The sequence below is a fragment of the Bauldia litoralis genome (assembly GCF_900104485.1).
Lineage (GTDB): Bacteria > Pseudomonadota > Alphaproteobacteria > Rhizobiales > Kaistiaceae > Bauldia > Bauldia litoralis.
In genome coordinates this window covers 95,548-107,232 of record NZ_FMXQ01000005.1, presented here as the reverse complement: position 1 = coordinate 107,232, position 11,685 = coordinate 95,548, and the positions used below count along the sequence as shown (strand labels likewise).

Here is an 11,685-nt window from a genome sequence, read left to right as displayed (position 1 = left end):
GATACACTGTATTAAGATTAACGCCGTCATTGCGGGTTGCGGAGGCCGAAACCTCAATCGGCGAGTTCTTTACGGTCCCGAAAGAGGGCAAGCGCTTCCGGATTGGCCAGCGCCTCCATGTTCTTCACCGGGCGGCCGTGGACAACCTCGCGAACCGCCAGTTCGACGATCTTGCCGGACTTGGTGCGCGGAATGTCGTCCACCGCGACGATGCGGGCGGGGACATGGCGTGGGCTGGCGCCGCTGCGGATTGCCGACTTGATTCGGGCGACCAGACCGTCGTCGAGCGTGGCGCCCGGACTGAGCCTGACGAAGAGCACGATGCGGACGTCGTCCTCCCAGTCCTGGCCAATTGCCAGCGCTTCGACGACCTCGGGAATCGCCTCGACCTGCGAATAGATCTCGGCGGTGCCGATCCGCACCCCGCCCGGGTTCAGCGTCGCGTCCGACCGGCCATGGATGACGATGCCGCCGTGCCTGGTCCATTCGGCGAAATCGCCATGGCACCAGATATTGGGGAACCGTTCGAAATAGGCCGCCCGGTAGCGCACGCCGTCCGGATCGTTCCAGAAGCCGATCGGCATCGAGGGGAAGGGCCGCTTGCAGACCAGTTCGCCCTTGCCGGACGCCATTGGCGTACCGTCCTCGTCGAGGACATCCATCGCCATGCCGAGGCCGGGTCCCTGGATCTCGCCACGCCAGACCGGCTTGTTCGGCACGCCGAGGACGAAGCAGGACACGATGTCCGTCCCGCCGGAGATCGATGCGAGGTGGATGTCCGGCTTGATCGCCTCGTAGACGAAGTCGAAGCTCTCCGGCGCGAGCGGCGAGCCGGTGGACATCATCATCCTGACCGTCGACAGGTCGAAGTGCTCGATCGGCCGCAGGCCCGACTTCCTCACTGCGTCAATATACTTGGCCGAGGTGCCGAAGACGTTCATCCGCTCGGCGACGGCATAGTCGAACAACACTTCGGGAGAAGGGTGGAAGGGCGAGCCGTCATAGAGCAGCAGGGTGGCGCCCATGCCGAGGCCGGACACCAGCCAGTTCCACATCATCCAGCCGCAGGTGGTGAAGTAGAACACCCGCTCGTCGCGCACGACGCTGCTTTGCAGGTGGTGCTCCTTGAGGTGTTGCAGCAGCGTGCCGCCGGCCGAATGGACGATGCATTTCGGTACGCCGGTCGTCCCGGAGGAGAAGAGGATGTAGAGCGGATGGGAAAACGGCATCCGCCGGAAGGTGACCGGCCTGGCCTCGTAGCTCGCCAGCGCCGCGTCGAGGCTGCGGCCGTTCGGCAGGCTCGCGGCGACCTCGTCGGCGCGCCCGAGATAAGGCACGACGATGACCGCCATCCCGTCCGGCAGGCCGGCGACGATCTCCCTGAGTTTGTCCGCAACCGCGATGGTCTTGCCGGCGTAATAGTAGCCGTCGCAGGCGATGAACACCTTGGGCGCGATCTGCCCGAAGCGGTCGAGCGCCCCCCGCGGTCCGAAATCGGGCGAGGCGGACGACCAGACCGCGCCGATCGAGGCGACGGCGAGCATCGCGGCGATGGTTTCCGGCATGTTCGGCATCAACGCGGCGACGCGGTCGCCCGGTTCGACGCCGAAGTCGGCGAGCGCCTGTTGTAGCCGCGACACCAGTTCGTTGAGGTCCCGCCAACTCAGCCGGCTCTCGACCCGGTCCTCGCCGCGAAAGACGAGCGCATCGGCGTCGTCGCCACGGCGAAGCATGTTCTCCGCATAGTTGAGCCGGGCGTCGGGAAAAAACCGCGCCCCCGGCATCCGGTCGAGGTCGATCGCCGCGCGATCGCCCTTGTCGCCGATCACGCCGCAGACGTCCCAGAGCAGGTCCCAGAAGGCGGCAGGGTCTTCGACCGACCAGCCGTGAAGCGAATCGTAGTCGCCAAGCGCACGGCCCGCGCGCGTTTCGGCTTCGCGGGCAAAGCGCGTGATCGGCAGGTCCCCGGTATGCGAGGGCTGCCAGAGCGGCCGGTTGTCCTGTTCGCCCAAGTCGTGGGACTCCTTTGTATAATGCCACGCTGCCGCAACGGCCCCGCCGCCGCAAGGCGACCGGAAGCCGCTGGCAGAAATCAAGAAACTCCTTGCAGACTCGGGGGTTTCTTCCTATCCGGTGCGGGGGTAGTCAAGAGGAAGCCGGCGGATGGGAAAACGCGAACCCAAAACCGCAAGACGGTTTGTGATTGGTGCCCTGGCCGTAGTCGGGGTGCTGGTTGCGCTCGCCGTCGCAGCGCCGCTGGTCATTTCGCCGGCCGTGGTCAAGTCGCGCATCGTCGACCAGATCGCCTACTGGACCGGCCGCGAGTTCACGTTCCGCGGCGAACCGCATATCAGCCTCTATCCCTATCTGACCGTTCGCCTCAACGATGCGAAGCTGTCAAATCCCGAGGGCATGGGCGACGAGCCTTTCATCGCGGTCGAGACGATGACGGCCAAGCTCGAGATCCTGCCGCTGTTTCTCGGCCGGCTCGAATTCGCCCGCTTCCGCCTCAGCAATCCGCGCATCAACCTGCGCACCGATGCCGATGGCCGGGGCAACTGGATCATGGCCGAGGGCGTCATCGGCAGCCAGATGTCGAAGGGCGACAAGGAAGGTGTGACCGACGAGGTCGATCCGCCGTCGCCCCTCGCTGACGTACGGCTCGGGCGCATGGCGATCCGCGACGGCATCATCAGCTACACCGACCGCCGTACCGGCCGGAAGGAAGAGCTGAACAAGGTCGTCGCGAGTTTCGACTGGACACGCACCTCTCAGATGGCGGCCGGCGACGGGTCCTTCATCTGGCGGGGCGAGCCCGTCGAGTTCAATGGCAGCGTCGATGCGCCGCTCGATTTGCTGGCCGGTGGCAGCTCGGCGCTGCGCTTCGGCTTCTCGGCGACGCCGCTGCGCCTGTCCTTTGCCGGCAGCGCTCTGCAACTGGATGGCACGCAACTCGAGGGTGACATCAAGCTGACGACACCGTCTGTGCGCCGGGTAGTCGAGTGGCTGGGCAACCCGATGGGCACTGGCGCTATTCTTGGCGCGGGCGCCATCGACGGCCGCATCAACTGGATTGGCCATTCGGTGTCGATCGCCGACGCGACCTTCGAACTCGACGGCAATGCCGCCGAAGGGGCGCTCAGCGTCGCCGTCGGGGAGGACGCCTTTGGCGTCTCCGGAACGCTTGCCTTCGACTCGCTGGATCTCTCACCCTATGTCGAAGCCGCCCATGCGGGGCTGACGTCGGCCGGCGCATGGCAACTGGTGCCGGCGCGGCTGCCGCTCGACGCGGTCGGCGCCGTCGATCTTCGCCTGTCGACATCGCAACTGATCGCCGGAAATGCCGAGATCGGCCGCACAGGCGCGACGGTAACGCTCAAGAATGGCGAACTCGTCATCAATGTCGGTGAGGCCGAACTTGAGGAAGGCACGGCCGACGGCCGGCTGGCGCTGGTCATGGATGGCGACGCATTGACCGCCACCGGACAGGTCCGGGTCCAGGATGTGCTGGTTGCCGAGATGCTTGGCCAGCTTGCCGATATCGACGCGCTGACCGGGGTTGGCACCGCCACCGTCGACGCGAAGGCGCGCGGCGAGACCTGGGGCGATGTCTTCGAGACGCTTGCCGGTACCGCCAGGGTGGCCATCGACAACGGGGTCCTGAAGGGCATCGACCTCGCAGCGCTGCCGGAGGCGGTCCGGGCCCCTGGCGAATTCGCTTTCACCGGCTCGACCGCCTTTGTCGCTGCCGGCGCAACCCTGGCCTTCGGCGATGGGGTGGTCGCCACGGATGACCTCCACGCCGATGGCGACGATTATTCCCTCCGGCTCACGGGCCGGGCAGGGCTCCTGGATCCGACCATCGAGGCGCGTGGCACGCTGACGCTGGTCGACCCGGAAAATGGCGGCGCCGCATCGGACGTTCCGTTCCGCATTGGCGGCACCTGGGATGACTGGAGCGTGGCGCCGGATCTCGGCCCGCCGGTCGAGCGCGACATGACGCCAGCCGACGAGCCTGTGGTTCCCGGCGACGGCTAGCGGTTTGCCGCGGCCTGGCGTTCGGCGCGGATGCGCGACGCTTGCCGTCTCTTGGTCATCAGCGACGCGGTGATGACGCCGATCGACACCAGCCCGATCATGATCGTGCTGACCGCGTTGATTTCAGGTGTCACGCCCAGCCGTACCTGGCTGTAGATCTTCATTGGCAGTGTCGTGGCGCCCGGGCCCGTGGTGAAGCTGGCGATGACGAGGTCGTCGAGCGACAGGGTGAAGGCCAGCATCCAGCCGGCGATCACCGCCGGGGCGATCAGCGGCAGGGTGATCTGGAAGAAGGTCTTGACTGGCGGGCAACCGAGATCGAGCGCCGCCTCCTCGAGGCTGCGGTCAAAGGCCACGAGCCGCGACTGCACGACGACGGCGACGAAACACATCGAACAGGTGATGTGGGCCAGAACGATCGTCCAGAAGCCTCGGCCAAAATCGACTGAGACGAAGAGCAACAAAAGCGACAGGCCGATGATCACGTCGGGCATCACCAGCGGCGCGTAGATCATGCCGGAGAACAACGTCCGCCCGTAGAAGCGTCCGAAGCGGACCAGGGTGATCGCCGCCAGCGTCCCCAGCACGGTCGCGACAGTGGCCGAGAAGAAGGCGACGCGGAGCGTCACCCAGGCGGCGTCGAGAAGGCCCTTGTTGGAAAAAAGCTCGACATACCACTTCGTCGAGAAGCCCGCCCACACCGTCACCAGCCGCGACTCGTTGAAGGAATAGATGATCAAGAGCAGGATCGGCAGGTAGAGAAACGCGAGCCCCAGCGTGACCGAGGTGACGTTGAACCAGGAGGTGCGGCTGTTCATCTCACGCCTCCCGCTCGGCGCGCTTCATCTCGTGATTCTGGAAGAGCACGATCGGCACGACCAGGATGACGAGCAGCACCACAGCGACCGCCGAGGCGAGCGGCCAGTCGCGGTTGGCGAAGAACTCCGCCCACAGCGTCTTGCCGATCATCAGCGTATCGGAGCCGCCGAGCAGGTCCGGGATGACGAACTCGCCGGTCACCGGGATGAAGACCAGGAAGCATCCGGCGATGACGCCCGGCAGCGACAGCGGGAAGGTGATCTTCCAGAAGGCGCGGATCGGCGGACATCCGAGATCGGCCGCCGCCTCCAGCAGCGTCCGGTCCATGCGCTCCAGCGCCGCATAGAGCGGCAGCACCATGAACGGCAGGTACGAATAGACGATCCCGATATAGACGGCGGTATTGGTGTTGAGGATGGTCAGCGGCTCGCTGATGACCCCGATCCACAGCAGCAGCTGGTTGAGCAGGCCTTCCTTCTTGAGGATGCCGATCCACGCATAGACGCGGATCAGGAAGGAGGTCCAGAACGGCAGGATGATCAGCATCAAGAGGGTCGGCTGCAGCCCCTTCGGCGCCCGGGCCATGCCATAGGCGATCGGATAGCCGACCAGCAGTACCAGCGCCGTCGATACCAGCGCGATCGTCAGGCTCGACAGGTAGGCCCGCGCATAGAGCGCGTCCTCGGTCAGCCACAGGTAGTTCTCGACGGTGAACTCACTGATGCCGTCGATCAGGCCGCCGATGCCGCCGGCAAGATCGAAGACCGGCGTGTAGGGCGGTTGGGCGATTGCCGTCAGCGACAGCGAGATCTTGATGACGATGACGAAGGGAACGAGGAAGAGCAGGAAGAGCCAGAGATAGGGGACGGCGACGACCAGCCAGCGAGCCGGGTTCGGCCTGTTTCCCGGTGTTGGCGGTGCCGATCGGTCGGTGGCGCTCATCGTCCGTCTACCGCGTCAACACGATGCCGGCGTCGCGCGGCCAGGTCAGCCAGACCTTGTCGTCCCAGCTGATCGGCCGCTCGACCAGCCGCGTGCGGTTGGTGACCGTTGCCTTGACCGTGGCGCCGCCGGCCAGCCGGACATGGTAGATCGAAACGTCGCCGAGATAGCCGATGTCCCAGACGTCGCCGGCGATGCAGTTGACGGTCGGGTTCTCCGGCGGGTCGAGCGACAGCGTCATCTTTTCGGGGCGAATGGCGAACCAGCCATTTTCGCCAGGTGTCGCATCCATCGTCTGGTCGACCTCCACCGTGCCGCCGCCGACGCCGCAATCGAGCCGGATGAACCCGTCGTTGCAGACGGTGATCCGCCCCTCGAGCAGGTTGATGTCGCCGATGAAGTCGGCGACGTAGCGCGAATTCGGCTGCTCGTAGACCTCGGCCGGCGTCGCCACCTGGATGATCCGCCCCTGGTCCATCACCGCGACACGGTCGGCGACCGTCATCGCCTCCTCCTGGTCGTGCGTCACGATCAGGAAGGTGAGGCCGAGCTTCTGCTGAAGATCGACCAGCTCGAATTGCGTATCCTCGCGCAGCTTCTTGTCCAGCGCGCCGAGCGGTTCATCGAGGAGCAGGACCTTGGGCTTGCGCGCCAGCGACCGGGCAAGCGCCACCCGCTGTTTCTGGCCGCCGGAAAGCTGGTGCGGCTTGCGCTTGGCGAACGGCGTCAGCTTGACCAGCGCCAGCATCTCCTCGACCCGCGTCGCGATGTCGGCCTTGGGCATCCGGTCCTGCTTGAGGCCGAAGGCGATATTGGCCTCGACCGTCATGTGGGGAAACAGGGCGTAAGATTGGAACATCATGTTGGTCGGCCGCCGGTAGGGCGGTACGCCGGCGAGGTTCTGGCCGTCGAGCAGGACTTCGCCGACGGTCGGCTCGTCGAAGCCGGCGACCATCCGCATCAATGTCGTCTTGCCGCAGCCGGACGGCCCGAGCAGCGCGAAGAATTCGCGCTCGTAGATCGTCAGGGTAAGGTCATCGACGGCGACAAAATCGCCGAAGCGTTTGGTAACATTGCGAAATTCAATAAACGGAGCCGATGCCGGGTCTCTCCACGGCGCGAACGACCGTTTGACCGGACCAACTGCCTTAGCCGCCATCGCCCCCCCGATCCCTAAAGTGAAGACCGGCGCTCGGCCGGCCTCCGCTCCATCAACTGCCGCTCTTCACGTTGGTCCAGGCGCGGGTCACGATCCGCTGGACACGCGGCGGGTGGCTGGTGGTCGTATAGAGCACGTCGATCGTCTGTTGGCCGGGATAGATCGCGGGGTCGCCGATGACGTCCTCATAGAGCAGCGACTGGGATTCGAGATTCCCGTTGGCGTAATAGACGTAGTTGGAATTCGCTGCCGCCGATTCCGGGCGCATCATGAAGTCGATGAAGGCATGGGCCGCGTCCGGATGCGGCGCGTCGGAGGGAATGATGAAGGAATCGAACCACATCGCGGCGCCTTCGGTCGGGATCACATACTGGATCTCGACGCCCGCTCCTGCTTCCGCCGCGCGGTCCGCCGCCTGCAGCACATCGCCGGAATAGCCGACCGCCAGGCAGATGTCGCCATTGGCCAGGGCGTTGATGTATTCGGAGGAGTCGAATTTCTCGATATACGGCCGGATGGTCTTCAGCAGCTTCGCGGCTTCCTCGATCTCGGCCGTTTCCTTGGAATCCGGGTTGAGGTGCAGATAGTTGAGGGCGGCGGGGATCAATTCCTCAGGCGTGTCGAGGAGATAGACGCCGCAATCGGCGAATTTCGAGACGACTTCGGGATCGAAGATCATCGCCCAGGAATCGACGGGCGCGTCCGGCATGCGCTCGGCGATCTTGGCGACGTTGTATCCGAAGCCGGTGGTGCCCCACATATAGTCGACGGCATACTCGTTGCCCGGATCGTAGCCGGACAGGCGGGCGGTGATCGCCTCCCATGCGTGGACCAGGTTGGGAATCTTGGACTTGTCGAGCTTCTGCAGCGCGCCCGCCTGGATCAACCGCGCGACGTTGGGCGCCGACGGGACGACCACGTCGTAGCCGGATCCGCCGGCCAGTAGCTTGGTTTCGACGATCTCGTTGTTGTCATAGACGTCGTAGACGACTTCGATGCCGGTTTCGGCCGTGAAGGCGGCGAGCACCTCTTCGTCGACATAATCCGACCAGTTATAGACATTGACTACCTTGTCTTCGGCGAGGGCACCGGCGATCGAGGCGGCGAGGACCGCCGCGGCGAGCGGGTAACGGCTAAGGGGGGCAAACATGATCAGGTCCGATCTCCATCCTGTGCGGTCGCGCGATCACGTTAGAGTCAAACAGGATTGGCGACAACTAGGGCTGTTGCTCAAGCTCTGTTGCCCGGCGCGCAAATAGCGAGCAAAATCAGGTCTTCCTTCCCACGCTCGCGGATACCCGTGGGGACGGGCCACGCGATCTGCGTAACCGGCGTCCGCTGAACAGGTGATTCTTGCCCAACCAAGAGACGGAAGAACAAACGCCCGAGCGCGCCAGCGGCGTCGCCTCGCTCGAAGAGGCTCGCGAATGGCTTGCCGCCCGCCGCATCGAGGATATCGAATGCGTCGTCCCCGATCAGGCTGGCGTTGCCCGCGGCAAGATGATGCCGGTCAGCAAGTTTCTTGCCGGGCCGGTGATGTCGATGCCGGTATCGATCTTCACCCAGACCATCTCGGGTGACTGGCCGCACGACGATGACCTCTTCCAGAATGACGAAGCCGACCGCGACGTCCTGCTGGACCCGGACCTCAGCACGCTGGCGGTGGTGCCGTGGGAGGAGGATCCGACGGCCCAGCTGATCCACGATGCCCGCTACGCCGACGGGACGCCGGTCGATATCGCTCCGCGCCAGGTCCTGCGCCGCGTGATCGAGCTTTACGAGAAGCGCGGCTGGCGACCCATCGTCGCGCCCGAGATCGAGTTCTATCTGGTGCGCCCCAACAAGGATCCGGATTACCCGCTGGCGCCGCCGACCGGCCGTTCCGGCCGGCCCGAGACCGCCCGCCAGTCCTATTCCATCGCCGCGATCAACGAGTTCGACGACCTCTTCGACGATATCTACGATTTCTCGGAGAAGCAGGGTCTCGAGATCGATACGCTGATCCACGAGGAGGGCGCCGCGCAGATGGAGATCAACCTGCGCCACGGCGATCCGCTGGGGCTGGCCGATCAGGTTTTCCAGTTCAAGCGCACTATCCGCGAAGCCGCGCTGCGACATGACATGTACGCCACCTTCATGGCCAAGCCGATGTCCGGCGAGCCGGGGTCGGCGATGCACATCCATCAGTCGATCAACAACATCGAGACCGGTACGAACATCTTCTCTGACGCCGATGGCGAGCCGACGCCAGCCTTCTTCTCCTTCATCGGCGGCTCGCAGAAATACCTGCCGGCGGTGACGTCGATCCTCGCTCCTTACGTCAATTCCTATCGCCGCCTCCAGCGCGGGGTCTCAGCGCCGGTCAACACCGAGTGGGGCTACGACAACCGCACCGTGGGCCTGCGCGTACCGAACTCGTCACCCGCCGCCCGGCGCGTCGAGAACCGGATCCCGTCCTCGGATGCCAATCCCTATCTCGCGATCGCCGCCTCGCTTGCCTGCGGCTACCTCGGCATGGTTGGCAACGTCTCCTCGTCGGAACCGGTCAGCGGCGGCGCCAATGTCGACGAGATCGATCTCCCCCGCGGCCTGCTCGAGGCGTTGGCGCTGTTCGAGGAATGCGAGGAACTGGTCGATATCTTCGGCAAGGCCTTCGTCGGCACCTACCGGGCGATCAAGCATTCGGAATTCGAGACCTTCATGCAGGTCATCAGCCCGTGGGAGCGCGAATACCTGCTGTTGAACGTCTGATCGGCGCTTGCCGGAAAGGAGGTGCCGCATGGCGAAGAAGATCGATGTGGAAGCGGCCCCGAAGTCGGACGGAACGGTCTACCCGCCGCCCTATGACGCGCCGTGCCGCAAGCGTCGAAAGATCAAACTTGGCGACGCCGCGGGCCTCACCCAGTTCGGCGTCAATCTCTGCCGTCTGCCGCCGGGCGCCTGGTCGAGCCAGCGCCACTGGCACACCGACGAGGACGAACTCATCTACGTTCTCGAAGGCGAGGTCACGCTTGTGACCGACGACGGCGAGGAAATCCTGCAGGCCGGCGACGCCGCCGGGTTCAAGGCAGGCGATGAGGTCGGCCATTGCTTCCAGAACCGCTCGCAGGCCGATGTCGTCCTGCTCGAGGTCGGCACCCGGATGACCGAGGGCAAGGCGTATTATCCTGGCCTCGACCTCGTCGCCGTCACCGGCCAGGGCTACACCCACCGTGACGGCACGCCGTATCCCCCGGAGCCGCGCAAGACGTGAGACTGCATAGCCGGCAGGCGCGATCCCCATGAGGCTGCCCGACGCGCCATCCTTGTACGCCGCCTCGGCCGATCCGGTGCCGGTCTATCCGACGCTGGCCGAGCCGGTCAGTGCCGACGTCGCCATTATCGGCGGCGGCTATACCGGCCTGTCGGCCGCCCTTCATCTGGCCGAGCGCGGCGTCGATGCGGTGGTCGTCGAGGCCAACAGCGTCGGCTGGGGCGCTTCCGGTCGCAACGGCGGCCAGATGCATTCCGGCCAGCGCCGCGACCAGGACTGGCTGGCGGCGCAGTTCAGCCCGGACGATGCTCGCCGCCTGTGGCGTCTCGGCGAGGAGGCCAAGGCGCTGACCCTTGGCCTGATCGCCCGCCACCGCATCGACTGCGACTGGCGGCTTGGCCTGATCGAGGCGGTGCACAAGCCGCGTCTCGTCGCCGAGGAACGCGCCTATGTCGAGACGCTGCGCCGCGACTACGGCTACGAGGCCGTCGAGTGGCTCGATCGCGAGGCGGTCTCCGCCGCCATCGGCACCGACCGCTACTTCGGCGGCCGCCTCGACAACGGCGCCGGCCATCTCGATCCGCTGAAATTCGCCCGCGGCCTCGCCCGTGCCGCCGCGAAAGCCGGCGCCCGCATCTTCGAGGGCACCCGCGCCACCCGGGTTGCGAAGTCCGGCCGCTGGATGGTGGAAACCGACAAGGGCCGAGTCACCGCCGACACGGTGATCCTCGCCGGCAACGGCTACATCGAGGGCATCGACGACGAGACCGACGCCCGGGTCATGCCGATCGACAATTACATCCTGGCGACCGCGCCGATCGGCGCCGGCCGGCCGGGCGGCCTGATCCCCGGAGGTGCTGCGGTCTCCGATACCCGCTTCGTCGTCTACTACTTCCGACCGACAGCCGACGGCCGACTGATTTTCGGCGGCGGCGAGTCCTATGCGCGCAGCGAACGGACCGATATTGCCGCCTTCGTCACCCGCCACCTGCTCACCATTTATCCGCAACTCAAGGGCACGCGCGTCGACTACGCCTGGGGTGGACGGCTGGCGATCACCATGCGCCGGCTTCCGTTCGTCCGGCGGCTTCGGCCGGGCGTGTATGTCGCGGCCGGCTATTCGGGGCAGGGGGTGGCGCTGGCGCCCTTCGCCGGCAAGCTGATCGCCGATGCCATCGCCGGCGACGCCTCGCGCTTCGACGCCTTCGCCGCGCTGCCCTGTCCGCCATTCCCCGGCGGCCGGCTCCTCCGCTACCCGGCGCTGGTCGCCGGCATGTCGTGGTACGCCCTCCGCGACCGGCTCTAGATCGATCCCGGTTCTCGTCGTCCCGGAGGTCCGGAGCCTGCCAGTTCGTGTCGGCATATTGCGACCGATCTGGCGACCGCAGGTCTGGCCCGGAAGGGCCAGCCACTCCGGATCCGGTCCAGCGGGGGCGGCACGGCCACGCCACAAGCCCGCCCGTCACACCTGGAT

9 protein-coding genes are annotated in these 11,685 nt (G+C 65.7%); 4 read left to right on the top strand and 5 right to left on the bottom strand.

All coding sequences use genetic code 11. The features are described 5' to 3' along the window. Positions 1 to 53: 53 nt before the first annotated feature. Positions 54 to 2,012: an acetoacetate--CoA ligase gene (locus BLT60_RS12950; RefSeq protein ID WP_090876887.1), complete on the bottom strand. Its 1,959-nt coding sequence runs from the start codon at positions 2,010 to 2,012 to the stop codon at positions 54 to 56. Between the two features lie 151 nt (positions 2,013 to 2,163). Between BLT60_RS12950 and BLT60_RS12945 the strand changes: the two genes are divergently transcribed. Further along, entirely contained in the window at positions 2,164 to 4,038 is a 1,875-nt protein-coding gene (locus tag BLT60_RS12945) for an AsmA family protein (RefSeq protein ID WP_090876886.1), read from the top strand. Here BLT60_RS12945 and BLT60_RS12940 read toward each other — a convergent pair. From BLT60_RS12940 to BLT60_RS12925, 4 genes are read right to left on the bottom strand one after another with little or no spacing between them, the layout of a single operon-like run. Further along, on the bottom strand, positions 4,035 to 4,856 hold the full coding sequence (locus BLT60_RS12940) for an ABC transporter permease (protein WP_090876885.1): 822 nt from the start codon (positions 4,854 to 4,856) through the stop codon (positions 4,035 to 4,037). The two genes, BLT60_RS12945 and BLT60_RS12940, sit on opposite strands and share 4 nt — an antisense overlap. A gap of 1 nt (position 4,857) precedes the next feature. Further along, positions 4,858 to 5,799 carry an ABC transporter permease subunit gene (locus BLT60_RS12935; RefSeq protein ID WP_090876884.1) on the bottom strand — a complete coding sequence of 314 codons (942 nt, stop codon included), beginning with the start codon at positions 5,797 to 5,799 and terminating at the stop codon, positions 4,858 to 4,860. 7 nt (positions 5,800 to 5,806) lie between these two features. Then, positions 5,807 to 6,958 carry an ABC transporter ATP-binding protein gene (locus BLT60_RS12930; protein WP_090876883.1) on the bottom strand — a complete coding sequence of 384 codons (1,152 nt, stop codon included), beginning with the start codon at positions 6,956 to 6,958 and terminating at the stop codon, positions 5,807 to 5,809. Between the two features lie 52 nt (positions 6,959 to 7,010). Continuing rightward, positions 7,011 to 8,108 (bottom strand): polyamine ABC transporter substrate-binding protein, encoded by a 1,098-nt coding sequence (locus BLT60_RS12925; RefSeq protein WP_090876882.1) that lies wholly within the window; start codon positions 8,106 to 8,108, stop codon positions 7,011 to 7,013. Between the two features lie 203 nt (positions 8,109 to 8,311). Here BLT60_RS12925 and BLT60_RS12920 point away from each other — a divergent pair, with 203 nt between their 5' ends. Genes BLT60_RS12920 through BLT60_RS12910 form a run of 3 tightly spaced genes read left to right on the top strand, consistent with a single transcriptional unit; the run spans position 8,312 to position 11,517 of the window. Then, positions 8,312 to 9,709 (top strand): glutamine synthetase family protein, encoded by a 1,398-nt coding sequence (locus tag BLT60_RS12920; protein ID WP_090876881.1) that lies wholly within the window; start codon positions 8,312 to 8,314, stop codon positions 9,707 to 9,709. A gap of 28 nt (positions 9,710 to 9,737) precedes the next feature. Continuing rightward, on the top strand, positions 9,738 to 10,211 hold the full coding sequence (locus BLT60_RS12915; protein ID WP_090876880.1) for a cupin domain-containing protein: 474 nt from the start codon (positions 9,738 to 9,740) through the stop codon (positions 10,209 to 10,211). A gap of 28 nt (positions 10,212 to 10,239) precedes the next feature. Then, positions 10,240 to 11,517: an NAD(P)/FAD-dependent oxidoreductase gene (locus tag BLT60_RS12910; RefSeq protein ID WP_090876879.1), complete on the top strand. Its 1,278-nt coding sequence runs from the start codon at positions 10,240 to 10,242 to the stop codon at positions 11,515 to 11,517. Positions 11,518 to 11,685: the final 168 nt, after the last annotated feature.